General features: G+C 71.2%; 19 protein-coding genes. 8 read left to right on the plus strand and 11 right to left on the minus strand.

All coding sequences use genetic code 11. From position 1 onward, the window contains the following. Positions 1-52 precede the first annotated feature (52 nt). Positions 53-1,411: an erythromycin esterase family protein gene (locus ACNF49_RS39195; RefSeq protein ID WP_482940830.1), complete on the plus strand. Its 1,359-nt coding sequence runs from the start codon at positions 53-55 to the stop codon at positions 1,409-1,411. 359 nt (positions 1,412-1,770) lie between these two features. Here ACNF49_RS39195 and ACNF49_RS39200 read toward each other — a convergent pair whose 3' ends face one another. The 3 genes from ACNF49_RS39200 to ACNF49_RS39210 are packed head-to-tail and all read right to left on the minus strand — an operon-like array spanning position 1,771 to position 6,551. Then, positions 1,771-2,145, minus strand: coding sequence for a helix-turn-helix domain-containing protein (locus ACNF49_RS39200; RefSeq protein ID WP_498703870.1), 375 nt, complete (start codon positions 2,143-2,145; stop codon positions 1,771-1,773). Between the two features lie 33 nt (positions 2,146-2,178). Then, positions 2,179-2,871 (minus strand): hypothetical protein, encoded by a 693-nt coding sequence (locus tag ACNF49_RS39205; RefSeq protein WP_357971326.1) that lies wholly within the window; start codon positions 2,869-2,871, stop codon positions 2,179-2,181. Then, complete coding sequence (locus ACNF49_RS39210; protein ID WP_482940832.1) at positions 2,868-6,551, minus strand: CHAT domain-containing protein; 3,684 nt, start codon at positions 6,549-6,551, stop codon at positions 2,868-2,870. The genes ACNF49_RS39205 and ACNF49_RS39210 overlap by 4 nt, the downstream gene beginning before the upstream one ends. A 288-nt stretch (positions 6,552-6,839) precedes the next feature. Between ACNF49_RS39210 and ACNF49_RS39215 the strand changes: the two genes are divergently transcribed. Then, entirely contained in the window at positions 6,840-7,382 is a 543-nt protein-coding gene (locus tag ACNF49_RS39215) for a hypothetical protein (RefSeq protein ID WP_482940833.1), read from the plus strand. A gap of 87 nt (positions 7,383-7,469) precedes the next feature. Here ACNF49_RS39215 and ACNF49_RS39220 read toward each other — a convergent pair whose 3' ends face one another. Further along, positions 7,470-7,856: a DUF4345 domain-containing protein gene (locus tag ACNF49_RS39220; protein WP_357971329.1), complete on the minus strand. Its 387-nt coding sequence runs from the start codon at positions 7,854-7,856 to the stop codon at positions 7,470-7,472. A 76-nt stretch (positions 7,857-7,932) separates the two neighbouring features. Between ACNF49_RS39220 and ACNF49_RS39225 the strand changes: the two genes are divergently transcribed. Beyond that, complete coding sequence (locus ACNF49_RS39225) at positions 7,933-8,532, plus strand: TetR/AcrR family transcriptional regulator (protein WP_482940834.1); 600 nt, start codon at positions 7,933-7,935, stop codon at positions 8,530-8,532. A gap of 102 nt (positions 8,533-8,634) precedes the next feature. Here the strand turns inward: ACNF49_RS39225 and ACNF49_RS39230 are convergent, their stop codons facing one another. The 4 genes from ACNF49_RS39230 to ACNF49_RS39245 all read right to left on the minus strand — a co-directional run bounded on the left by ACNF49_RS39230 (position 8,635) and on the right by ACNF49_RS39245 (position 14,248). Then, entirely contained in the window at positions 8,635-11,724 is a 3,090-nt protein-coding gene (locus tag ACNF49_RS39230; RefSeq protein ID WP_482940835.1) for an AfsR/SARP family transcriptional regulator, read from the minus strand. A 206-nt stretch (positions 11,725-11,930) separates the two neighbouring features. Beyond that, complete coding sequence (locus tag ACNF49_RS39235; protein WP_482940836.1) at positions 11,931-12,275, minus strand: hypothetical protein; 345 nt, start codon at positions 12,273-12,275, stop codon at positions 11,931-11,933. A gap of 45 nt (positions 12,276-12,320) precedes the next feature. Then, positions 12,321-13,292 carry a helix-turn-helix domain-containing protein gene (locus ACNF49_RS39240; RefSeq protein WP_482940837.1) on the minus strand — a complete coding sequence of 324 codons (972 nt, stop codon included), beginning with the start codon at positions 13,290-13,292 and terminating at the stop codon, positions 12,321-12,323. After that, positions 13,289-14,248, minus strand: a complete 960-nt coding sequence (locus ACNF49_RS39245) for a transcriptional regulator (protein WP_357971334.1) — start codon at positions 14,246-14,248, stop codon at positions 13,289-13,291. Before ACNF49_RS39245 ends, ACNF49_RS39240 begins: the two co-directional genes overlap by 4 nt. Positions 14,249-14,366: 118 nt before the next feature. On the opposite strand from ACNF49_RS39245, the gene ACNF49_RS39250 reads away from it, so the two are divergent. After that, positions 14,367-16,721, plus strand: coding sequence for a S8 family serine peptidase (locus tag ACNF49_RS39250; protein ID WP_482940838.1), 2,355 nt, complete (start codon positions 14,367-14,369; stop codon positions 16,719-16,721). Between the two features lie 29 nt (positions 16,722-16,750). After that, complete coding sequence (locus ACNF49_RS39255) at positions 16,751-18,223, plus strand: hypothetical protein (RefSeq protein WP_482940839.1); 1,473 nt, start codon at positions 16,751-16,753, stop codon at positions 18,221-18,223. 107 nt (positions 18,224-18,330) lie between these two features. Here ACNF49_RS39255 and ACNF49_RS39260 read toward each other — a convergent pair whose 3' ends face one another. The 3 genes from ACNF49_RS39260 to ACNF49_RS39270 form a co-directional block, all read right to left on the minus strand. Next, a complete protein-coding gene (locus ACNF49_RS39260; RefSeq protein WP_482940840.1) occupies positions 18,331-18,639 on the minus strand; it encodes a hypothetical protein in 309 nt (102 codons plus the stop codon). 235 nt (positions 18,640-18,874) lie between these two features. Next, positions 18,875-20,098: a cytochrome P450 gene (locus ACNF49_RS39265; RefSeq protein ID WP_482940841.1), complete on the minus strand. Its 1,224-nt coding sequence runs from the start codon at positions 20,096-20,098 to the stop codon at positions 18,875-18,877. A gap of 389 nt (positions 20,099-20,487) precedes the next feature. Further along, positions 20,488-21,387: an RNA polymerase sigma-70 factor gene (locus ACNF49_RS39270; RefSeq protein ID WP_482940842.1), complete on the minus strand. Its 900-nt coding sequence runs from the start codon at positions 21,385-21,387 to the stop codon at positions 20,488-20,490. Between the two features lie 222 nt (positions 21,388-21,609). On the opposite strand from ACNF49_RS39270, the gene ACNF49_RS39275 reads away from it, so the two are divergent. From ACNF49_RS39275 to ACNF49_RS39285, 3 genes are all read left to right on the plus strand, one after another. Further along, the gene (locus tag ACNF49_RS39275; protein ID WP_482940843.1) at positions 21,610-22,461 is read left to right on the plus strand and encodes an SDR family NAD(P)-dependent oxidoreductase; all 852 of its coding nucleotides are present in this window, start codon (positions 21,610-21,612) and stop codon (positions 22,459-22,461) included. Positions 22,462-22,512: 51 nt separating this feature from the next. Continuing rightward, positions 22,513-23,715, plus strand: a complete 1,203-nt coding sequence (locus ACNF49_RS39280; RefSeq protein WP_482940844.1) for an NAD(P)/FAD-dependent oxidoreductase — start codon at positions 22,513-22,515, stop codon at positions 23,713-23,715. A 450-nt stretch (positions 23,716-24,165) separates the two neighbouring features. After that, entirely contained in the window at positions 24,166-24,837 is a 672-nt protein-coding gene (locus ACNF49_RS39285; protein WP_498703299.1) for a hypothetical protein, read from the plus strand. The last annotated feature ends 760 nt before the right edge of the window (positions 24,838-25,597 follow it).

The following is a 25,597-nucleotide window of genomic DNA, read 5'->3' on the forward strand; positions in this document are numbered from 1 at the left end:
CGCTCCCTACGTTGGTAATCGCTTCATCCGACACCCAACGTAAGGATCTGTCTTGACGAGCAACACTCTGCGTCGCACCGTGCCGGTCACCCTGGCGCTGGCGGCCTGCCTGACGAGCCTGAGCGCTCCGGCATTCGCCACCCCTGCCCCCGCCACCGCCGGCGTCGCCACGGCGGCCGTCGGCGCCGGCCAGGAGCCGGTGGTGGCGGACCTGGAGCGCAACGCTCAGGAACTGCGCAGCACCGTCCCGGGCGGCCCGTCCCGCGACCTGCGGGCGTTGTCGGCGATGACCAAGGGCGCCACCATCGTGGGGATCGGCGAGGTCACGCACGGCTCGAAGGAGCTGTTCACGCTGCGGCACCGGATGTTCCGGCACCTGGTGCAGACCCAGGGCTTCACCACGCTGGCGCTGGAGGCGACCTGGTCGGCCGGCGTCCGCCTGGACGCGTACGTGCGCACCGGCAAGGGCGACCTGCGCACGATCATGGCCGAGGAGTTCCAGCAGTCCTACCGCTCGTGGAAGACCCAGGAGTGGGTGGACCTGTACGAGTGGATGCGCGACTACAACCGCACCGCCTCACGCAAGCTGCGCGTGATGGGATTCGACATCGGCGACGTCAATCCCGAGCAGTACCGGCGCATCCTCGCGTGGGCCGAGAAGCACCAGCCGTCGCTGGAGCCCGAACTGCGTCGCCGCTACGCGGGCCTGCTCGCCCTGCCCGCCGGTGTGGAGGAACGGATGAACACCCTGGCCGAGCTGCCGGCCGAGCGGCGCACCGCCCTGGCCGGCGACGCTCAGGCCGCCTACCGCCTGCTGGACAAGAGCGGCAAGGCGAGCCCGCGGGTCCTGCAGGAGGCCCGCGTCATCGTCCAGATGACCACCATGTACGCACTGGACGGGTCGGCCCTGCACCGTCACCGTGACCGGGCCATGGCCGAGAACACCGTGTGGTGGCAGCGCAACACCGGCACCAAGACGGTGGCGGCCGCGCACAACGGGCACATCGGCTACGTCTCGGCCTGGCCCGACCTGTACCCGGTCACCCAGGGCGCCGTCCTGCGCTCCCTGGCCGGCGCCTCCTATGTGGCGATCGGCACCACCATCCACAGCGGCCGCTTCCGCGCCACCGACCCCAAGACCGGCCAGGTCGCGGTCTTCGACACCGGCTCCCCTGTCCCGGCCAGCAGCGAGGCCGTCCTGGACCGGGTGCGCTACCGCGACTACTACGTGGACCTGCGCCGCGCCGGCCGTACCCCGTCCACCCGAGCGTGGCTGGACACCGCCCGTCCGACCTTCACCATCCCGGCCACGTACGTGCCCGAGCAGTTCAACCGGCCGCTGGCCCTGGGAGCGGCCTTCGACGTGATCGCGCACCTCAACCGGGTCGAGGCAGCCACCCCGCTGCGCTGACCCGCCTTCCCGCGGGCTGGTCGGCCGATGGTGCAGCAGGTTGCATGGCGGCCCGGCGCGGTGACGCCGTGCAGTCGATCGATGACACACGATGGGCGATGGCGGCGTCGGCGGCCGTCGTCCAAGGGGATTCGGCGTGCCGGCCAGCCGGCGCGCCTGCACCGGGATTCGCGTTGTGCCCGGCACGACACGCGAAGCGGGTCATGCCGGGCGGCGGCGTTCGAGGATGGCGGCGATGGTGTACGCGCCGCCGCCTTTCCGCGCCAGGAGGACCACGGCTTCCGCGAGCCGACGGTGGGCGACAGGGCAAAGGTGTGCCCGATCGCTCCGCCGGGCGATGGGAGGGGTGTCGCCGCGGCTCACCGTGCCGTCATCGGTTCTGGCGCGTTGTGGGCGCGGCGGTAGGCCAGTGGTGACAGGCCCAGGTACGTGTTGAAATGCTTGCGCAGGGCGACGGGGTCGCCGAGGCCGCAGGCGGCGGCGATCCGCGCAACGCTCAGATCTGTGGACTCCAGCAGCAGCCGCGCGTGCGCCAGCCGCCGCTGCGCCAGCCACTTCTGCGGGCTGCTGCCCACCTCGCCGCGGAACCGCCGGGTGAAGGTGCGCACGCTCATGTGCGCGTGCCCTGCTCTACGGAGGACTCCGATGGCCGCCCCCGGGCTCGCCCGAGACCGAGTCCGAACTGGGCCAGGACCTGACGATCCAGCTCCACCGCGGCGCCGCTCCGGCGGCATGACCCTCAGCACTCCGTCGGGGTGACACGTCGGTCAGGTGGAGATCGGGATGGTCTCGAGGGCCGGGGGCAGTTCCGCCAGGTAGGGGATGAGGCCGAGCCTGTGGTGGCGGATCGTCGCGGTGATCCGGATGTCGGCCGTCACCGGCCGGCCGGCCGCGGCGCGGATCGTCACGGTAAGGGGCTGGTCGCCGGCGAGTGCCTGGTCGGCCACGGCCTTCAGACGCCATTCGGGATCAGGGTCGCGTTCGCCGCAGCCGGTGAGGAAGACGTCCTCTGAAGCAGGGCCGGGGGCGTACTCGACGCTCGATTCCACGAAGGCCAGGTTGGCGGTGAACGTGACGCGCCAGTCGCGGGCGCGGCGGGGGTACGCCTGGCGTTTGGGGGCGAGGGACCAGGCGATGGGCTGTTCGGCCGGGGCGGCGTCCGGGGACTCGAACCGCATGCCGACGTCCGCTTTGGTGAACGGGGCGCCGGCTGTGCCCTCGCGGAAGGTGCAGACGATGGCGAGCCAGTAGAAGTCGTATCGATCCTGGTGCTCGGCGAGGAAGGCCCGGGCGGCGGAGTCGAGTTCCGGTGTGTCGGCGGTGAGCTTGCGAACGTAGGGGGCTCCGATCGACACCCGGCCGGCCAGCCGGGGGTCCGCCGCGATTCCCCCCAGTCGCCGGTCCAGGACGAGATCGACGTCGAAGACATCGGTGGCGTACGGCTGGTCGGGTCCGGTCATCTCGTGGTCTCCCCGGGGGCGTTCGAGGTTCGCCAGTCTCCCATGAAACCGAACGCTCCCCAGTCCTGGTAGGCCGGATGGCGGCGGCGGGTCGCGATCTGCGCGGTGCGGAAGGCCGCCCGCCTGTCGTCGTGTTCGGCCAGGCACCGGTAGAGCGTCGCGAAGAAGAACGTCGCGGCCTCGGGCCGTACCGGCCACAGGCACCCGACGATCGCCGGGACGCCCGCCGCGAACAGCGCCGCCGGCAGGCCGCGCAGGTTGTCGTTGATGTCGAAGCGGCCGAGCGCGGACTCGCACGAGCTCAACGTGACCAACTCGACGTTGCGGAGGTCGGCCCGCAGGATGTCGTGCGCGAACAGCCGCCCGTCGTCATCAGGGCCTGGTGTGAGGAACAGGCACTGGAACCACGGCGCCGCCGCGTTGTGGCTTCCGTGCGCCGCGACGTGCACGTACCGGGCCGTGGGCGCCAGGGTCAGGAAGGCGCCCGGGGTCGCGGCGGCTCCGATCAGCACCTCCCCCGTCAGTGCCCGCCCCACCTCGGCCGCGTGGATCTCGAGGCCAGGCTCCGCCTGCAGCCCGTGGCGGGAACCACCCTCGGCCGAGCCGAACACCACCAGGTGCCGTGTTCGGGCGGGCGGCGTCGTTCGGGTGATCGGACCGCCAAGGGAGCGGCGGAGCGGGTTCAGCCCGCAGATCTGGGTGATGGTCCAGCCGTCCGCGATGGGCTCTCCCTCCGTCTCGAACAGGTGGAACGGCAGATAGTGCAACGGTCCGTGCGGCCAGACGCACAGGTGGGTCTTCCCCTGCCGGCTCCATTCGCCCAACCGCTGCCCGAAGCGGCCGAGGTAGGTGTCGCCGACCTCGGTCAGCAACCGCCGCGCGGCGCGGCTCACCGGACGATGGAGGGGGTCGTCCTGGATGCCGGCGCGAATATCGGACACCTCCGACGCGACCGGATGGAACATGATGACGTGCTGATCCTGACTCGCCCGTACGATGCCGGCTTCCACGTCGGAGATCCGGATGGTGTGGAGTTCGACCCAGTCGCGGCTGATCGCCAGGCAGCTGAGTGAGGCACGTGGCGTCTGCCCGTCCTCGGCGGCGTCCGTGGCTCCCAGGTAGATCGACAGGATCACCGTGTCGCCGGGGATGAGCGGCTGGACCTGGTCCAGGAAAAGCAGCGGAACACCGCCAGGCCGGCGCGAGGTCATCAGCTCGCCGGTGATCCACTCATCTGCCAGGCGCAGCCGGTTGAGCCGCTCGGCGTCGGCCGCTTCGGGCTCGGCCTCGCCCGCCCCCGCGTAGGCGAGCATGTCGAACGTCTCGTCCTGCCACGGCCGGGCGGGGCCGGTGCGCTCGACGGCGCCCGCCCGCAGGAGGCTGCGCTCCAGCCCTGACGACAGGGTCAGCGGGCCGCTGTCGAGTTGCGCGACAGTCGTGTCGACGCCCTTGGCGGCCTGGTGCAGCAGGAACACGACGTCGTAGGCGACACTCCGGCGCGAGCCGAGGCGCAGGGACATCAGCAGGCAGAGTTCGTGGATCTTGAATCCGATCTCCGCTGTGACGGCGTGAAGACAGGCGACGCCCGGCACGAGCAATCCGGCGACGTGATCGATCCGGGCTTCGCCGGCGGTGAGGACGACCGCCATGGCGAGGTCGATGGCATCGGCCGCCGCGGCCGAGTCGGCCGCGAAGCCGTACTGGCGGATCGCGGAACCGGCGGCCGTCGCCGCGCCGATCAGATCCCCGTCGTCCAGCTTGGACTTGGCCGCCTGTTCGGCCAGCCGGGCGCTGTGGTACCAGCGTAGGCCGGGGTACTGTGCGGTGAGGTCCGGCCAGATTCGCGCGGCCTCCTCGATGAGCTCCTCCCCCTGGCCCGCTTCGGCGCCGTCGGTGTGCACCGCCAGGTGCAGCAGGGTCACCGCCAGCTCGGACGCGGGCCACCGCTCGGCATGCGCCCGCGACCGGACCGCCTTCGCCGCTCCCTTCGCCTGTGCGCAGGCGACGCGGTTGCCGGGCAGCGCGTGTACCTCGGTGTCCCAGCGCCGGCGCCTGCTGTCGGGCGAGGTCGGGGAGGGCAGGTCCCGGTCTCGCCAGATCTGCCGTTGCAGATCCGGACGGGCCGTCTCGGCGGCCAGGGCCAGCGCGTCGGCGTGCAGGGTTTCGGCGTCTCTGCGTCCGAGCCGTTCCCCCAGCAGGTGCAGCGGTTCCGCGCACAGCCGGTCGGCGCTCGCCGGAAGTTCGACCTCGCCGAAGTGGGCCAGCAGGCGTAACAGGTTGATCCGCCCGATGGGATCCAGCCGGGGGTTGAGCAGGTCGAACGCCTCGCGAACCGCCCTGAGCTGCTGTCGGCCGTCTGATTCGCCAGAGAGCAGGCCGAGGGCGGGGAGGACGCGTGCCTGGGCCACCAGGATGCGGCCCTTGGTGTGCCCGGTGGTCAGGGTCTCCGCCTCCCGCAGTTGTGTCAGGGCGACCTGTAGCGGCCCGGCCGGTAGCGGCATCTCGGCCAGGCCGTCGCCGAGACGGAACCTGGCCCGTCTGAGCCGTTCCCGCCACGCCTGCTGGGCGTCCTCGGCGGCGATCGCGGTCATGTGCTCCAGGTACGGGGTTGAGCGCAGCAGCGCCGAGGCGTACAGGGTGAGCGCCAGTTCTTCGTCGTCTCGGGGTGATTCCGCACGTAGCTTGGCGATCTGGTCATCGACGACCGTGCACGCCGAGCGGAACCGCGTACCGTCGGGGAACTGCCCAAGGAAGAACCGCGACGTCTCGACATACAGGTCCGCCAGCGTCCACCACCAGGTCCCGCGGCGCGCGCCCCACCTCACGCCGGCCGCCTCCAGCGTGAGCCGGACGATCGGCAGGGCGACCCGGCTGTCCCCGTCGCTCAGCAGCCGGTGCGCCGCATCCATGAGGGCGATCACCGCATGCTCGGTCACCTCCCGTCCGATGTCCGAGGCCCGCTCCAGGGCGCGCTCCTCGCTGATCACCCTGTTGACCAGGTCCACCGCGGTCGCGACGATGGCGTCCGCCTGGGCCTGCGCCTGCGCGGCGCCGTCCGGGCCGGGCGCCGAAGGCTCGCCGGCCCCAGGCGCGGCCTCCGGTGGCGTCTCCGCCGGGTCGTCCGGTTCCTCCCACTCCAGCCGTAGCCGGGTCACGCGCGCCAGCGCGCTCAGGTGGGCGGCGCGACCGGTCCGGTCAGTCTCCGCGTCGACGGCCTGGCGGAGCACCTGGGCGGCCTCGATCAGGGCGTCCATCCGGCCAGAGGACGCCGTCCCGGCTTCGCCATCGCCCGTGGTGTCGAACCGATCGAGCAGGGCTCGTACGTCGAGCAGCGCCCGGGTCCGTGGATCGTCGCGCGGGTCGAAGCCCGTCGCGGCCGTCAGGTCGGGCCACAGGGGTTCCGGAACGCGGCGATGATCGACCAGGAACAGCGCGGCGTACCACTGCATGGCCCTGCGCCACTCGTCGTCAGCCTTCCTGCCGCCTTTCAGCACGCTCGACCTCAGGACGCCGAACTCGGCCAGGACGGTGAGGACGTCGGCATCGCGCAGGACCCCGTCGAGCCGCTCCAGCCGCCGGACCACCTGGCCGGCTCCGCGGTCCAGCAGCCACTGCGGGTGCCTCGACTCGCCGTACCGCCTCATCCGGTCCCGCGCTTCGGCGAGCAGCGTGTCTCTCATCGTCCCCCGTCCCCGGGCTGAGTGCGACGATTCCATCGTTGCCCGGCCCGGGCGAGGTCTTCAAGGGTTAACACGTCTGGTCGGTGAGGGCCTTGGGGTCTCGGCAGTCATCACCGTGAATCCAACGATGTTGCTGCCGACCCGCAGGGGCCGAGCTCACGGACGGAGCTGAGACGGACCAGCTCGCCCTTGCCCGGCGAACGGTCCTGGGAGTCCGGCGTGGCCGTTCGAGTGTGCTCCAAGAGCGTTGCAGCCGAGCCACAAGCGGGCTTCCCTAGCCTCGGGATCATGTTGACGACCCTGGTTGTGACCGCCTCCCTCCTGTTCACCGGCGCCCCCGCGCAGAGCACGGCGACCAAGCCGCTGACCTTCCGCGGCATGACGCTCCAGATCCCCAGGACCTGGAAAGTCGGGAAAGAAGACATGTGGGGCATCCACGTCAGGACCGGCGGCTGTGACCGGCTCGCCGTCGAGTGCCGTGGGTTCTACCTCGTCGGGCCGGAGGGCATCTCCCTGGCCCGCCACGGCAACCCCTACGACCCCGAGGAGCCGTACCACCCGGGCAACGGGCTCGCGGCCTGCGCACCCGACAAGCGCTACGTGGAGGACTTCCCCGGCAAACTCGTCGCCCGTGCCATCCGCCCGGTCGGCGCGGGACACAAGGCCACCTACCGCGTCTGGCGCGTCGGCTGCGTGACGCAGTCGGCCAAGCGGACCGGCGTCTCCTATCAGGAGCGGATCTGGCACCTGCCCAAGTCGAAGATCCTCGTCTTCGACCAGTGGAGCGACGGCCGGCTCGGCCCGATTCTCAAGCAGGCGACCTGGAGCTGAGCCCACCGGTCGCGGTGCTCGCGACCAAGCCGGAACAGAGCGCCCGGTACGGTGAGGTCGCGCCCGCGAGTGCCTCCGCCGTGCCGCTCAGGCCGAATGGGCGCGTTCCTCCTTGTCGGCGAGCCAGAAGAAGACCGGCGGCAGAACGAGTTCGATGACCGCCAGCACGACCTGGAACCCGTGCGGCCAACCGGACACGGCGAGCGAGAGCAGCCGGCCCACGCCGCCCAGCAGGAAGACGGCGGCCAGCCACCGCACCACCCTGGCCGGGATCGGGCGCTGCCGCGCCGCCCACAGCCACGCCAACCCGTAGCCGACGAAGGCGGCTCCCATGAACCGGCCCCAGCTGTCGATCGTCGGCCCCGCGGAAGCGGCGCCGGGGATCGCCGCGTTGCCGAGCGCCACGTGGAGCAGGCCGATCAGCACGCAGGCCCACCCCATCAGCTGAGCGAGCGTACGGAGCGCCTTGACCATGATTTCTCCCACCTTAGTTGACATGTGTCTACTACGGTGCCCGCGCTAGTAGACGTGTGTCAACTAGTCTTGGTCCATGCCTCCACGCCAGCGACTCACCCCTGACGGGCGCCACGCCCAGCTCCTCGCCGTCGGCGCCCGGCTCTTCGCCGCGCACCCCTACGCCGACGTGCTGATGGAAGAGGTCGCCGAGCAGGCCGGCGTGTCACGAGCTCTGCTCTACCGGCACTTCCCGAGCAAACAGGCCCTCTTCGCCGCCGTCTACCAGCAGGCCGCGGACCGGTTGCTCGCCGAGACGCGGCTCGACCCCGCCCACTCACTGCGTGAGCAGCTCGTGCAGGGCATGGACGTCCATCTCGACTACTTCGTGGCCAACCGCAACGCCGTCCTGGCCGCGAACCGGGTCCTCACGGGCGATCCGGTGATCCAGACGATCATGTCGAACGAGCTGGACGCGCTCCGGGCGAGGCTGCTGGCGGTCCTCCCGCTCGCGGGCGACGACGTTCGCGAGGCCGTCTCCGGGGTCCTGAAGAGCTGGTTGGTCTTCGTCCAGATCCTCTGCGTCGACTGGCTCACCCACGAGACCTGCACGCGCGATCAGCTGCGCGACATCTGCGTCGGCGCGGCCCTCGGCGCCCTCGAGCCACTGCTCACCGAGAACCCGACGAGCCCCTGAGAGCCTGAGGGGGCCGTCCGGCCGGGAGGCGGCCTGGAGGCCGAGCTCCCGGCTCGGTCAGCGGGCCCATGGTGACCTCGCCGGCAGCGACCTCGTGCCGCATCACCGCCGGGTACGGCGCCCGTCCCCGTCGTGACGTGCCGGACGTGGCTGCCCTTCCAGGTCGGCCAAGAGCGACAGCGCCAGGTCCTCCAGCAGGCGGTAGCCGGTCGAGGACGCCTGGTCCAGCGCTTGACGGGCGTACTGGAGCGCGCGGTCGTGCGTGCCCAGGTCGGCGTGCGCGCGGGCGATACCGAGCAGCGGCCTCACCTGCAGACGCCGCATGCCTGCCGTGACGGCGTAGGTGAGTGCTTGCCGGTGGGCGTCGAGGGCCTCGCTGTGATGTCCGGTCATCGCCCGGACGGTGCCGAGTACGTGCGTGGCGCTGCACATGGCGTAGACGTGCCGCGCGCCTTCCGCGCGCTGACCGGCCAAGATCGCGGCCTCCAGGGCGAGGTCGAGACGGCCGCGGTCACGGTGGATCTCCGCCAGCGTGGTCAGGCTCTTGGACTCGGGCACGTGCAGGTCGCTCGCGCGGTCGTGGCGGAGCGCCTCGGTGGCGAGGGCCAGTGCCTCGTCCAGGTCGCCGCTGAGGCGCCGGACGGTCGCGAGCTCGTTGAGGGAGTGGCTCAGCTCGCTGTTGCGCAGGTGGCGGTGGAGGGCGATGGCGTCGCGCAGATGTCGTTCCGCTGCCTCCAGGTCGCCGCATTCCAGGTGTACGGCGCCCAGGTTGCCCGTGGCGCGGGCCTCGCCGTAGGTGTCGCCGATCTCCCGGTTGAGCTCCACGGACCTGACGAGGTGGTCGATGGCCCGGCCCAGCTCGCCCTGGTCGTGGCAGGCGGCGGCGGCGTTGTTGTGCGCGGCGGCGGCGCCGGCGGACCAACCCGCGCGCTCGCTGTGCCGGACGGCCAGGTCGCAGGCGAGGCGGGCGGCGGAATAGGCGGCGCGGCACAGGGCGGCCGTGCCCGCACAGAGGTGCGCCGCCGCCAGGCCGAGCGGGTCGTTCTCGACGGCGGCCGCGTGCGCCGCGGCGTCGGAGACCGCCACGATGTCGGCCAGGCTGGTGGCGGTGTGGTGGACGAAGTGGCCACGCAGGGCGTCGGCGATCAGCCAGGCGTGCCGCCTGGGTCCGCTGATCGGCGGCCGGCGGGCGGCGGGGACGGAGAAGGCGGCGTCGGCGGCGTGCAGGGCGAAGGCGACCAGGTTGGCCTGCTCCGCGCTGAGCCAGGCCATCGCCTCGGCACGGGGCCTGAGCCCGGACGTGGCGGGCAGCGGCAGGCGGGTGATCGAGGGATAGGCGCTCTCGGCCGCCGCGACGGCCTCGGCCAGGTACCAGTCGCCGAGGCGTTCGAGGGCCTGGACGCCGGCCGCCGGGGCGTCGTCGCGGAGCGCGAGCTCTCCGGCGTACTGGCGGAGCAGGTCGTGGCAGGTGTACCGGTACGGCCGGTGCTCCTCGATCAGGTGGGCGGCGGCGAGGCGGTCCAGGAGCTGTTCGGCCTCGGCGGTCTCGACGCCGGCCAGGGCGGCGGCGGCCGGCGCGGTGATGTCGGGCCCTCGAACCAGCCCCAGCAGCCTGAACAGGCGCCGCTCCGCCTCCGGCAGTCCCGCGTACGACAGCTCGAACGCCGCCCTGACCGCCACGTCGCCGTCGATCCGCAGCAGGTCCAGCCCTCGCGCGGACAGCGCGGCGGCGTATTCGCTCAGCGACCTGCGCGGGCGCGTCGCCAGTGTGGCGGCGGCCACGCGCAGGGCCAGCGGGAGGCGGCCGCACAGCCGGACGATCTGCTTGGCCGCGTCCGGCTCGGCGGACAGCCGCTGATCCCCGACCACGGAGGCCAGCAGTCGCACGCTCTCGCGACGGTCGAGCACGCCGAGCGACAGGTTCCGGGCGCCGTGGGAGACGGCCAGCCCGGCGAGCGCGTTGCGGCTGGTGACGAGGACCAGGCAACCGGGAGCGCCGGGTAACAGGGGGCGCACCTGCTCGGCAGTGCGCGCGTCGTCGAGCAGCACCAGCATCCGCCGGCCCGACAGGCGCGAGCGGTACAGGCCCGCCGCGGCCTCCTCCTCTTCAGGGATCCGCTCCGGGGGCGTCCCGAGCGAACCGAGCATGCGTACGAGTGCCTCCAGCGGCGACATGGGCGGTCGGGGCGCGTGCCCGCGCAGGTTCACGTAGAGCCGGCCGTCGGGGAACTCCTCGGCCACGAGATGGCCGAACCGGACGGCCAGGGCGGTCTTGCCCGCCCCGGCCGGGCCGGTGACGGTGGTGACGGAGGGCACTCCCCCGGACAAGGCGTACCTGCGCAGCAGGGCCAGATCGCGTTCGCGCCCCACGAAGGCGGTCACGTCGGCGGGCAGTTCGGCGGGCACCTGCCTCGTCTCGTCGCCTCCGTGGACGGGCTCCAGGTCGGGGGCGTCGGCGAGGATGGCCGCCTCCAGCCGGCGCAGCTCGGGGCCGGGGTCGAGGCCGAGTTCGTCCGCCAGCAGGGCTCGCCCCTGACGGTAGACCTCAAGCGCGTCGGACCGCCGCCCGGAGCCGTGCAACGCCGTCATGAGCAGCCCCCGCAGGCGCTCTCTCAGCGGATGTCCGGCGAGCAGCTCCGACAGCTCGCCGACCACGTTGCGGTGGCGGCCGAGGGCGAGGTCGAGTTCGGCCCGTTCTTCGAGGACGGCCAGGCGCAGTTCCTCCCATCGCCCGGCGAAGGCCGCCAGCTCCTCCAGTTCCAGGTCGCCGAGCACCGGGCCGCGCCACAGAGCCAGGGCCTGGCCCAGCAGGTCGGCGGCCTCGGCCTGCCGTCCCGCCTGAGCCGCCTGACGGCCCTGTTCGATGCACTGTTCCGCGTGCTGGGTGTCCACCAGGCCGCCGACGAGCCGATAGCCCGACCCCTCGGTCTTGATGATCTCCGACTCGGCGCCCGCCTCGCGTAATCCCTTGCGTAAGGCCGCCACCGCGATCATGACCTGGTTGCGTACGGTCGCGGGCGGGTTCTGCCCCCAGGCGGTGGCCAGCCGGTCGATGCTGAGCACCTTGCCGTGGCCGACCACCAGCATGGCCAGCACCGCCCGGGCCCGTGGGCCGCCCAGCCGCACCGGCCGGTCGCCGACCGTCGCTTCGAGCCGGCCCAGGATGTTGAACCGTACGTCGTCTGCCCCCATGTGATCACGATAGCGAGGGCTGTCTCCGCCGGGCGTCTGCCCGCAAGGTGCGCGCACCGGGGCAGACGCCGATGGCCGCCACCCTGGTCGGGGTGGCGGCCATCGGCGTGTCGGGGTCAGGGGGCCGGTTGGCGAGCTCGGCCTCGGAGGCTCTCTGCTCCCCGGAGAGGTCCCGGCCCCGAAGTGGCGTCAGAGCGTTCTGCTGGTCACTTGACGTCGATCCAGGAGTAGGTGCCGCTCGAAAGCGTCGGCAGCGACACCCATCCGCTTTCGGCTCCGTAGACGCTCATCCCGCTGCTCGTCAGCGTGCCGGCGTTCTCGCGCCACCCCCAGACGGTGAAGGTCCTGATCTTGCTGGACGGGCCCGTGCAGTTGACGGAGAACCCTTTGATGCCTCCACCACGGACGGTGACCACCTTTTTGTAGCAGCTCAGGTCGGAGGCGATTTGCACGGTAGTGGCGGAGGCCGTCCCCGCAGGGACAGCGATGAATCCGCTGACTGCTACGAGCCCGATGCTGAATGCACGGCGCATTGCCGTCGTAGGTCGCATGCGGCACACCGTAGAACGCGGCGCTATGGATCGGCTGTGGCTCGGCTATGCACTGGAGCAGCGAGGAGGGGTGCTCCGGGCCTGGGATCGGGCGGCCTGCACGCCGGCCTGGAAGCGGGTGTGGGCGCCGAGCCTGGCCATGAGCTCGGCGATGCGCCGCTGGGCGGTGCGGTAGCCGATGCCGAGCTGGCGGGCGATGGCCTCGTCGGTCAGGCCGGTCAGCAGGAGGGCGATCAACCGTTCGTCGTCCTGCGGCGCCTCGCGCGAACCGGTCAGCCGCATCGGCAGCGCCCGCTCCCAGGTCCCCTCGAACAGCCTGCTCAGCGCCTCCAGCAGCCCGGAGGGGTGCACCAGGAGCGCCGCGGAGTCGGGCGACTCGTAGCGCAGCACCAGCAGCGCGAACCGGTCGTCGACCAGGTAGAGCTTCATCGGCAGGCTGGGCAGCACCCTCGCCAGCTGGCCCGCGCCGATCATCTCCTCGATCAGCCCCAGCGCGCCCGGCCGGTCGATGAAGTCGCGCTCGTAGATGACCCGGCTGGTGATGCCGCGGTCCAGCAGCTCGCGGTGGGCGGCCACGCTGGCGTGCCGGTCGAAGTACGGCGGCTGGGAGAAGGTCCGTACCTGGTGGCGGGCCGCGCGCTGGAGCTGGAGGAGGCGTTGCCGTACCGCGGCGGCGCCGGTGATCACCTCCACGACCAGCGGCGGCTGCTGCCCGGAGGCGCGCTGCTGGAAGGCGTCGTCCAGGTCGGCGGCACGCTCCCTGGCGCGCGCGAGCCCCTCTTCGGCGACGGTGAGCAGCGCGTCGAGCGCGACGTCGGGGGCGACGGCGACGTACCGCGCCGGTTCGTCCGGCAGCCGGTTGACCAGGCCCTTGTTCTCCAGCCCGGTCAGCAGCGCGGGCAGGCCGGGGCCGGCGAAGCCCGCGGCGAGCCGGTCGAGGGTGGCCGGCGAGCACTCGACGAGCAGCTCGTAGAGCTGCTCCTCGGCCGGGCTCAGCCCGAGCGCTTCGAGCGTCACCGCAGCCAGCCGCGCAGGACGGCCTGGTAGCCGGCCTGGAACCGGGTCTGCGCGTCGAGCTGGACCATCATCGCCTGCACCCGCCTGCGCACCGTGCGCACGCTCCAGCCGAGCTGCGCCCCGATGGCCGCGTCGGTCAGCCCCGAGATGAGCAGGGGCAGCAGGTCCTCGTGCGCGTCGGCGGGGCTCCGCTCCTCGGGCAGCCGGGCCTGCCCCTGCCGCACGCCCAGCGGGACGGCGCGCTGCCAGTTCATCTCGAACAGCGCGCCGAGCGCCTCCAGCAGCGTCGGGTCGTGCACCACCAGCGCGGATTCGACCAGGTGCAGATCGTGCCGCAGCGGCACGATCGCCGTCGGCCGGTCGTTCAGGACGAGCTTCATCGGCACCTCGCCGACCCTGGCCTGCTCGCCGGCGGTGATGTAGTCGGTGACCACCGTCAGCGCCCCGGGCAGCTCCATCGCCTTCCTGTCGTACAGGACGCGGTAGTTCACGCCCCTTGCCAGCAGGTCGAACTCACGCGCGTTCGCCCCGATCACCCCGGCGTACGGCGGCGCGTCGAACACCCGGATCGAGCGGTGCGTCTCCCGCTGGAGCTGCTCGAAACGGTCGTTCACCGCCTGCCTGCCGATCACCACCTCGACCAGCCCGGCGGCGTCGCGCTCGGTGCCCGCCCGGTGGAAGGCGGCGCTGAGCCCGGCGATGCGGCCCCGGGCGGCGGCCAGCGCCCTGGACCTCGCGCTGATCAGCACGTCGAGGCCCATGCTCGGGGCGACCGCGGCGTACCTGGGCGGGTCCTCCGGCAGCCGGGTGACCAGGCCGAGTTCCTGAAGCCTCGCGCAGAGCGCGGCCTGCGGGCCGGCGAGCCGTTCGAGGTCGGCGGCCGTGATCGGCGAGACCTCGATCAGCGTCTGGTACAGCGCCTCTTCGGCCGTCGACAGGCCCAGCGATTCGAGCATGCGCCCATCGTGTCCTCTTCCCGCCAACGGCGTGAAGAGGACGAAAGGTCATCTTTCTGGATATGGCGCGTGATGGGAGGTTTTGTGTGCTCGATCATGTACTACTCCGAGGAGAACCATGGCTCGCCGCCCGCTCGCCGGGCTGACCGCGTTGGGGTTGGTCCTGTCCATGGGGATGGCCACGCCCTCCCCTTCACCCGAGTCCGCCGACACCCCGGCCCCCGCCCCGGGCGCCTTACCCGCCGCCACCCAGCTCACCCTGATCACCGGCGACGTGGTGACGTACGGCAAGGCCGCCGACGGCACCCCGCGCGCCGACGTGAGACCGGCCAGGCGCGCCGGAGGAGCGCCGGTGTCCTTCGTGACCCTGCGAAAGGGCGACTCCTTCTACGTCTTCCCCTCCGACGCGATGGCCCCGGTGGCCTCGGGCCAGGTGGACAAGGGCCTGTTCGACGTGGCGTACCTGGCCGCCAACGGCTACACCGACGCCGAACGCCCGACCCTGCCGGTCATCGTCCAGTACGGCACCGCCGGGCAGGCCGCCGCGACGCTGTCGGCGCGGGCCGACGCGCTCCCGGCCACCGCCTCGCCCCTCGCCCTGGCCAGCGTGGGAGGCGCCGCCGTCAAGGTGGACAAGAAGGCGGCGCGGGAGTTCTGGGCCGCGGCCGCCTCGTCCCCCGCCGCGCGCGCGACCGCGCCGAAGGCGATCTGGCTCGACCGCAAGATGAAGGCCGTGCTCGACAAGAGCGTGCCGCAGATCGGCGCGCCGCAGGCCTGGGCCGCCGGCTACAAGGGCAAGGGCGTCAAGGTCGCCGTGCTCGACACCGGCGTCGATCCCGACCACCCCGACCTGGCCGGCCGGATCGGGGCGACGGCCAACTTCACCGACGATCCCGACGCCCGCGACGGCCACGGCCACGGCACCCACGTCGCCTCCACGATCGCCGGCTCCGGACGGTACACGGGCGTGGCGCCCGAGGCCACGCTCCTGGTGGGCAAGGTGCTCAGCTCGTCGGGCACGGGCACCTCTTCGCAGGTCATCGCGGGCATGCAGTGGGCCGCCGCGCAGGCCAAGGTGGTCTCGATCAGCATCGGCGGCGAGTACGAGGACCAGAACGGCCCCATCAACCAGGCGGTGAACACGCTCAGCGCCGAGACGGGAGCGCTGTTCGTCGTGGCCGCCGGCAACGACGGCGGCAGCCGTACCGTCAACTCGCCGGGATCCGCGGCGGCGGCGCTGACAGTCGGCGCGGTCGGCCGCGAGGACGAGCTGGCGCCCTTCTCCAGCAGAGGCCCGACCCCGTTCGACTACGGGCTCAAGCCCGACGTGGCCGCGCCCGGCGTCGGCATCGTCGCGGCCCGCGCGCGCGGCACGTCGATGGGTTCGCCCGTGGACGAGCTCCACACCGCCGCCTCCGGCACCTCGATGGCGACCCCGCACGTTTCGGGCGCGGCGGCCATCCTCGCCGGCCGGCACCCCGACTGGACGGGACCGCAGCTCAAGGCGGCGCTCATCGGCACCGCCAAGGACGACGGCCTGACCGCCTACCAGCAGGGCGCCGGGCGCATCGACGTGGCCAGGGCGGTCACCCAGCAGGTACGCGGCTCGGGCAACCTCGACTTCGGCTTCCTGAGCTCCCCGCAGAGCGGCCCGGCCACCAGGACGATCACCTACACCAACGACGGCGACCAGCCGGTGACGCTGGCCCTGCGGGCGAGCATCGCGGCGCACCGCGGCACCGCCCCCGATCGGGCGCTCAAGCTGGACCGCGACACGGTGACCGTCCCCGCCCACGGCGCCGCGGACGTGGCCGTCTCCTTCGACCCGTCAGGACCGGCCACCTGGTACGAGGGTTCGGTGGCGGCCACCGGCGGCGACGTGGTCGTGCGCACGGCCGTGGGCGCGTTCGTCGAGCCGCGCAGGGTCAAGCTCAAGACCGAACTGATCATGCCGGACGGCGCGACCGACGCGGTCTCCGTCCCTTGGCTGTTCCTGCGTACCGACGACCGCGACGACCTGGACTCCTTCTATCAGACGGCCGAGGGCGAGGCGAGCGTCTACCCGGGCACCTTCAGCGTCCACACCATCGCCGCCTGGCGGGGTGAGAACGGCGAGTGGCAGCAGTCACTGCCGACCGCGCCCGAGGTCAAGGTGGACCGGGACACGACGGTCACCCTCGACCTGCGCAAGGCCCGCGAGGTCCGCCTGGACACCCCCCGCACGACCGAGACCTACCTGTCCCACTACGCTCTGCGGCGGACCACCGCGAACGGCATCGTGGCCGACTTCCTCTCCTCCTACCCGGCGTACGGGCTGCACCACTACTGGATGTTGCCCACCGAACCGGTCAAGCAGGGCGCCCTCGACCTCACCGGCCAGTTCTGGCAGGGCGCGCCCCTCGTCACGATGAAGGCCGCCGGACGCACGCTCGCCCCCGCTACGCGGGCATCACCCCCGACATCCCGAAGCTGACCGGCAAGCAGACCCTCCCGCTGGCGGACGTGGGCCACGGCACCGACCTGTCCGGCCTGGACGTACGGGGCAAGCTCGCCCTGCTCGACCTCGGCGACCTCTGCCCGGACACGACCTGCTCCGGCGACGGGCTCGACCGCGTGGAGGCCCTGGCGGCCGCCGGCGCGGTGGGCGTGCTCGGCTACGGCGCGTCCGGACGGGCCTTCCTCGACCCGACCGGCAGCTGGGCCTTCTACCCGATCCCGACCATGAGCCTGCCCGCCGACCAGGGCAGGGCGCTGGCCCGCAAGCCGGTCGACGTCAAGGTCGAGGGCAGCCCGGCCAGGCCGTACATGTACTCGTTGTTCTTCCCCGAGCGCGGCCGGATCCCCGCCAGGCTCGACTACCGGGTGACCGGGAAGAACCTTCAGGAGATCGACGACCGCTTCCACTCCGACCGCCCCGGCACCGTACGCATGAGCTGGACCCCCGTGCTGCTCAACGGCTCCGAACCGTTCGTCGCGTGGGGTCTCGACGGCGCCTGGCAGGCACGGACCACGGTGACCGAGTACGTCGGGCCGGTCTCGCCCGACGTGACGTGGCAGCGTGACGTCCGGATGCGGTACGACGAGGGCAATCCCTCCAGGACCGGCTACACCACGATCGCGCTCGACGTCTTCACCAAGGCGGGACGCCGGACGGAGCGGTGGGGCATGCAGCCCAGAGTTCCCGGCGCCCCGCGCGACAGCGACCGCGTGATCGACTCGGGCACGGTCACCTGTTTCGCGTGCCGTACCGGCGGTCTGTTCACGGCGGCGGTGCCCGTCATGGGCCCCGAGCCCAACCACCAGGAGCCCTTCACCTGGAGTGCCAACTTCCAGGCCTGGGCCGGCGGCAAGGACGAACTGCACCTCTACCGCGACGGCCGGGAAGTGCCCCTGGAGGAGAGGATCGGCGCGCTCGGACCCGTCGCGATCAAGCTGCCGACCTTCACCCTTCCGCCCGACGAGGCCGAACACCGGCTCACCGACATCTTCCACACCCCGCAGTCGGGACAGCGGTTCGCGACCGACGTCGAAACGGCCTGGACCTTCCGCTCCAAACGCCCCGAATCCGGGATGAAGGACCTCACCGACGGCCTGTGCGCGGGCTGGCTCGTCACCCAGGTCCTGGCTCCCTGCGCGCCGGTACGCCGGCTCAACCTCAGCTACGACCTGGACCTCGACCTGGACAACCAGGCCACGGCCGGGCTCGCCCGCCGCATCACCGTCACCGGCTACAACGGCTCCTTCGGGCAGCCCGACGCCAAGCTGACCACGCTCCGGCTGTCGGCCACCTTCGACGGCGGCGCCCACTGGGTGCCCGTCCCCATGTCCGCCTCCGGCGACCACGCCTTCACCGGCACCATCACCCACCCGCCCCTGCCCCGGACCGACGGCACCGTCGGCCTCCGCGCCCAGGCCACCGACCAGGAGGGCAACGCCGTGGACCAGACGATCCACAAGGCCTACGGACTGAAGTAACCCCGACGGAACGCGCACAGCGCACCCCTTCCAGCGAAGGGATGCGCTGTGCGCCGCCAGGCACTCGAACCCCGGACCCGCCGATCAAGGGACCGCTCCACCCGCGATCAAGCCCTGCCAACCCGTCGCCCACGGGGCTCTTCCATGAGTGCTTCCGCAGAGAGGCCGGGCGGCCCATAGTGGGCGTACCATTTCTGACCATCGATCGTGGAGACGGAGATGCGTCGCTCATCATCGACAAGAGTCACTTCGCTTAGCTTGCCTTCATGCGCCTTCTGAAGAATGAACGAGATATCACGCTTGCTGTAAGGGTCGAAAGCCGCGAACGTACCTGCAAAGACGTGCGCAATGACCAGCATCGTCAGCAGCTTGACTCTTGGCCTGGCGGGGCTGCGCTCCGATAAGGGCTTGACCACGGCACCTCTTTCGTACGCGCCCCCCATTGCCATGCACCTTCATCGCAAAACAACGAGGATTGCACCGAGACCGTCCAGAACAGCCAAAGGTATCCCATGGCCGACAATGGCCACTAGATCACGAGGTCGATGCCGTTGTCGCTGAGTGGAGGCAAGGTCTGACGGCGTGGCTCGCCCGTGCGGCGCTCCGGTCGTGCAGGCCCTGGTGCCGGCCTTGATGCGGGTCATGCCCTGCTCACCAGGTGACCGGGAGTTCGTGGACGCCGTAGATGACGGCGTCGGACTTGAACGGCAGTTCCTCGGCCGGTGCGGCGAGCCGCAGGGTGGGGATGCGGCGGAACAGCGTGTCGAAGACGATCTGCAGTTCCATCCGGGCCAGGTTCTGGCCGAGGCACTGATGCGGGCCGAAGCCGAAGGCGAGGTGGTGGCGGGCCCCGCGCTCGGCATCCAGTTCGCCCGGGTCCTCGAACGTCGCCGGGTCCCAGTTGGCCGACAACATCGAGACGATGACGCCCTCGCCGGCCTTGATGCTCACCCCGCCGATCTCCACGTCTTCGGTGGCCAGCCGGGAGGTGACTCCGTCGGCGATGGTGAAGTAGCGCAGCAGTTCCTCCACGGCCATGGGCGTCCTGCCCGGGTCGGCCTTGACCAGGGCCAGTTGGTCCGGATGCGTCAGCAGCCCGACGACGCCGAGCGAGATCATGTTCGCCGTGGTCTCGTGCCCGGCGGTCAGCAGCAGGAAGGCCAGGCTGACCAGGCTCGCGTGGTCGAGGGTGCCCTCCCGGCGGTGCCGGGCGATCTGTCGGCCGAACAGGTCGTCGCCGGGCTCGGACTCCTTGCGGGTGATCAGGTCGTCGATGTAGGCGCGGAGCTCGCTGAAGGCTCGCCGGCGGTCTTCCAGCGAGGTCCGGCGCACCATCATGGTGGTGCGGCTCTGGAAGTAGTCGTGGTCGTCGTACGGGACACCGAGCAGTTCGCAGATCACCAGTGAGGGCACCGGCAGGGACAGTGCCTGAACCAGGTCGACCGGCCGCCGGCCGGCGGCGAGCATGTCGTCGATGAAGCGGTCGACGATGTCCTGGATCCGCGGGCGCAGCGCGGCCAGCCGCTTCACGGTGAACTCGCCGATCACCGAGCGCCGGGCCGCGGCGTGTTCGGCGCCGTCCATGCCGAGCATCAACGGCGGCTGGCTGCGCAGCTGCTGCAGGGTCGCCGCGTCGAGGGTGAACAGCGGGAAGCCGTCCTTGCGCTTGTCGGAGGAGAAGCGGCCATCGACGAGGACGGCCCTGGCCTCCTCATACCCGGACACCCACCACGCCTCGCCACCGCCGGCCAGGCGGACCTTGTTGATCGGCGCCTGCTCACGCAGTCGCTCGTACGCGGCGGGCGGGGCGAACGGGCAGCCCCGCCCGACCGGCAGTTCCAGATCGGCGAGTCCGTCGGCAACGCTCTTCGTCATGAATGACCTCCCAGTACTGGATCTGGCGGAATGTGTTCTGCTGGAGCGACTCCGGAACCGGCGGTCGCTCCAAGGCCGTGGGCCGGCTCGTCAGCGGTGTTCATCGCAGGCTGAGCGGGGTTGCCGAGGCCGGCGATGCGGCGGCACATCCCGCACCGACGGCCACGCGAAGGAGGTGAGCAGTACGGAGGCGCCCGCCGTGAGCAGGACGACTGCCCTGAGAAACGTTGACCAGAGGGAAGGTGGTGTGTCGGCTGCCGGCGGGGCCTGAACGGCCATATCTGCTCCTCGAAGAGAACGTTTGCGTGGTTGACGTGATGACGGGGCGGGCCGGAACGCGGATGCCGCCGCCCGGAATGCCGCGCGCTGCCGGCGCGGCGGCCGGCGGATCACTTCAGCGTGAGCGGGGTCTCGGATCCGATGCGGGTCAGCTTGTGCGGGTTGCGGACGTAGTAGAGGCCGGTGATGCGGGTGTCCTCGACACGGGTCGCGATGACGCCGTCGATCTCGCCGTCCACACACAGGAGGAGCGCCGGGTTGCCGTTGACCACGGTGAGCTCGCCGGTGAGCGCGACCTGGGCCTTGCCGAGACCGCTGACGATCATGCGGGCCACCTTGCCGGCGCCGATGATCGGCTGCGGCGCGGCCTGCTTGACGCCGCCGCCGTCGCTGATCAGGACGACCTCCGGGGCCAGCACGTCGAGCAGCCCCTGCAGGTCCCTGGTCTCGACCGCACGCTGGAACGAGGCCAGCACCGCCCGGCTCTGGCTCGGGGAGACCGCCTCACGAGGGCGACGGGCATCGACGTGCCGGCGGGCACGGTGCGCGATCTGGCGTACGGTCGCCGGCGTCTTGCCGACCGCGGCGGCGATCTCGTCATAGCCGACGTCGAAGACCTCACGTAGCACAAAGACGGCCCGCTCGGTCGGCGACAGCGTCTCCAGGACGAGCATGAGCGCCATCGACACGCTCTCGGCGAGCTCGACGTCCTCGGCCACGTCCGGCGCGGTGAGCAGCGGTTCGGGCAACCACGGGCCGACGTACAACTCCTTGCGGCGCTTCATGGTGCGCAGCCGGTCGAGCGAGCGCCGGGTGGCGATTCGTACCAGGTAGGCGCGCCGGTCGTGCACCTGCGCCAAGTCGATCTTCATCCACTGCAGCCAGGTCTCCTGGAGGACGTCCTCGGCGTCGGTCGCCGAGCCGAGCATCTCGTAGGCGACGGTGAACAGCAGGTTGCGGTGGACGAGGAACGCCTCGGCGGCGGAGTCCATCCGGCCGTCATCAGCCATCGGCTCTGCTGTCCCCGTCGTTGCGTCCCCGCGCTCGTTCATGCCTGGCTCCTGCCTGTTCACTCGCAACTCCTGCTCCATGCATAAGGCGTTGGCGCCCACCGCCGTGTGACACCCGTGCTCGGTGACGCACGTCACATCGCCGCGCTGTCACACAGTTCGGGACGCCGACGCCTCATGATCGTCAGGACGCCGCCTCCGCAGAAAGAACGGAAAGACATCATGAGCAAGGTCTGGTTCGTCACCGGTTCGTCCCGCGGCCTCGGCCGCCACTTCGTCGAGGCCGCCCTGTCGCGCGGTGACAAGGTGGCCGCAGTCGCCCGGAACACCGCAAGCCTGGACGGGCTGGTCGCCGCCTACGGCGAGGCGGTGCTTCCGCTGGAGCTGGACGTGACCGACAAGGCCGCCGTCTTCGAGGGTGTGAAGCGGGCCAGGGAGCACTTCGGCCGGCTCGACGTCATCGTCAACAACGCCGGCCACGCCCAGGTCGGCGCGGTCGAGGAGCTGACCGAGCAGGACCTGCGCGACCAGCTGGAGACCAACCTGTTCGGCGCGGTGTGGATGATCCAGGCCGCGCTGCCCTACCTGCGCGAGCAGCGCTCGGGGCACATCATCCAGCTGTCCTCGGCCGCCGGGCTCATGGCGATGCCGCTCAGCGGCGCCTACAGCGCCTCAAAGTGGGCCCTGGAAGCCCTGAACGAATCCCTCGCCCAGGAGGTCGCCGACTTCGGCGTCAAGGTGACCGTCATCGAACCCGGCGGCTTCGCCACCCGGTCAGGAAAGAACCCCGACCCACTGAACAACGGCCACCTGTCCGGGCCCGACCCGATCTACGACGGCCTTCGCCGGCGCATCGCCGCGTTCGCGGGAAAGCAGCCCGCCGGCGACCCGGCCGCCGCGGCGCAGGCACTCCTCAAGATCGTCGACTCCGACGACCCGCCCCTGCGGGTGCTCTTCGGCCTGGGCTTCTACCCGATGCTCCAGCAGGTCTACGCCGACCGGCTCAAGACCTGGGCCGACTGGCGGGACCTTTCGGCGCAGGCTCACGGCGACCTCGATCAAGAAACCCGGTGACCCGGTGCCGAGTCAGCCCACAGCGAGCAAGCGAACCGACAGGAGCAACACATGAAGCACCGCATCGTCGTCCTCGGCGCCGGCTATGCCGGGGCCTACGTGGCCGGGAACCTGGCCCGCCGGCTGTCCCCGGCGGACGTCGAGATCACCGTGGTCAACGCCGAGCCGGACTTCGTCGAGCGGCTGCGGCTGCACCAGCTGGCGGCCGGCCAGCGCATCGAGGCTCCGAAGCTCGCCGACGTCTTCGCGGGCACGGGCATACGGCTGCGCCTGGCCCGGGTCACCGCCGTCGACCCCGTGCGCCAGGTCGTCGCCGTCGCTGACGCCGACGGCGGCGGCGGCGAACTCGGCTACGACACGCTCGTCTACGCGCTCGGCAGCCACGTCGCCGACTGCGGCGTCCCCGGTGTGGCTGAGCACGCCTTCCACGTCACCGCCCGGCCCGCCGCGCTGCGCCTGCGCCAGCGCCTGGACAGCCTGGCCGAGCGGGGCGAGGGCGGGAGGGTGCTGGTCGTCGGCGACGGGCTGACCGGTATCGAGACCGCCACCGAGTTCGCCGAATCCCGGCCCGGCCTGTCGGTGACGCTCATCGCACGCGGCCGGCTCGGCGCCCGGCTCTCCGCCGGAGCCCGCAGCCACCTGCGCCGGGCCTGCGACCGGCTGGGCATCACCGTCCTGGAGCACACCGGCGTCGAAGCCGTCGAGGCGACGCGGGCGCAGTGCGACGACGGCACCGCTCCGGCGTCCGACGCGACCGTGTGGACCGCCGGGTTCGCGGTCGCCCCCATCGCCGTCGCCGGCGGGCTGGAGGTCACCGACGACGGCCGGATCGTCGTCGATGGCACCATGCGGTCGGTCTCGCACCCGAACGTCTACGCCGCCGGCGACAGCGCCTACGCCATCGGCGGCAACGGCCGGCCGCTGCCGATGTCCTGCGCGTCGGCCGGCTCCACCGGCCGGCAGGCCACGGACGCGATCGTGGGGCGCCTGACCGGCCGCAAGATCGCGAAGAGCAGGCTGGACCACCCGGGCAACCACATCAGCCTCGGACGGCGGGACGGGATCCTGCAGATGGTCGACGACGCAGCGCAAACGAAGCCGAACTACGTGGGCGGCAGGAAGGCCGCGCGGATCAAGTCCGGCATCCTCCAGATCTCGCTGTGGGGCATCTCGCACCCGACCTTCGGCCTGCCGAAGCACAAGCGCCGCCTGGCCGCCACGCCGGATGTGTCCGCCGAGAAGGCGCTCGCGTAACCGCCTCACGGGGGGCCGCGTGGGCAGCACCGCCACTGATCTCTTCGACATCAGCCGGTAGGCCAGTGAGGCCGGGCCGAGACCGGCCGGCCCCACTGGCGCTGGGCTCCGCGCCGACGCCGAAGGCGCGTTCTTGCACCGGGAGGCCGGCCCCGTCCGCTCCCGCACCCTCGACCGCGAACCCCGGCGCCTGGCCAGGTGCGTCACGGAGCGCTTGGCCGCCCCGTGTCTTGGCCCGCTCGGTGCAACACTTCACACAGGACGGAACCTCGATCCCGACGTGCCTCATAACGCTTCACGCCGGTTCGTCCAAGTAGGGGCGTGGCATTCACAACTTTGCGAACAGGATTGGTGGCCGCCGTACTGGCCGGTTCCTTGGGAGCGGTCACGGCTCAGGAACCCTCCTTCGCCGCGGCCCCGCAGCCGGCCCCGTCAGGATCCGGCCCGGTCGTGTCCGGTAGCGTGACGCTCCTGACCGGGGACAAGGTGACGGTCAGCGGCCGGGGCCACCGGGTGGAGAGCGCCCCCGGACGGCAGGTCCGCTACTCGACGCAATTTCGCGACGGACACCTCTACGTGATCCCTTCGGACGCGTTCCCGCTCGTCAGCGAGGGACTGCTCGACGATCGGCTCTTCGACGTGACCCAGCTTCTCGCATGGAGGTACGGCGACGCCGACACGGACGAGATCCCGCTGATCAGTCAGACCCTGGAGGACAAGTCGGCCCCGACGCTGAGCGGGACCCGCCTGACCCGCAAGCTCGACGACCTCGGCGTGGCGGCGGTGCGGGTGCCGAAGAGCACCGCCGCGCGGACGTGGCGGGACCTGGTGAGCGGGGCTCGTACGCCGGCCGCGGGGAAGGGCAAGATCTGGCTCGACGGGCGCCGGTCCTTCACGCTGGACCGCAGCACCGCGCAGATCGGCGCGACCGAGGCGTGGAAGCAGGGGTTCACCGGCCAGGGCGTCACGGTGGCCGTGCTCGACAGCGGCTACGACGCCGGCCATCCCGACCTCAAGGGTGTCGTCACCCAGGAGCGCAACTTCTCCGACGAGCCGGACATGCGCGCCCGATGGATCCATCGCCGCTCCCACCTGGCCACCGATTACACCCAGCTCAGCTGACGAATGGCGGCTGCCGGGGTAGTGAATCCATTCCGAGGTGACCACCCACGGGAAGGGCGGCCCAGTACGCCGCGTGCCTCGGGTAGCGGCCAACCGAGCGCGTACACCTAAATCGCCTGGGTGACGTGTTCGGCTCAATGCGCCAAGACGATCATTAGGAAGATGCTCAGTGCGGCCTCATGGTACTGCCGTTGAGCGCCGACAGCGCACTGCAGGAGGTACCTGCCCATGGTGGTCTCGGTCATATCGGATCTCCTTCCCAGCGAGAATCGGCATCGTTCTCCAGGCAGGAAAAGCATTCTCCTTGACTTGCCCCTGGGCTTTGTGGGAGAAGGCGCTCAAGACTCATCCGGATAGTCTTCGCGAAATTAGATGAGGGGCCAGGGTGGCCATCAGACGATGGCTCCGCCGATGCGCCAGCCGCGACCATTGATGTGATCAAGGAAGGTCGATCAGGCTTTTGTCAACGGAACGTTGTCGCCGGGTGTGAGATCTTTGCTTGTTCCAGCTCATTTTCTGGCATGACGTTGTGAATGTCTTGTGGCGGATCGGATGCGCCCTATGGCCCAGAGGCGATGCGGAGGTCCACTGCCGCATGGCCGCGCGAGGACGACTCGCGCGTCCGTCGAGGGAAAGCGCATGAGCGGGTTCGCGATGGTTCTGGCCCGGAGACCCCACAGGAGAGGACACGCCGTTGCCCGAGGGGGATGTTCTGGTGCCAGGTGGCCATCGCGTTAAAACATGTCCGATGGCGCCGAAA

This window comes from Actinomadura sp. ATCC 39365, assembly GCF_054392275.1.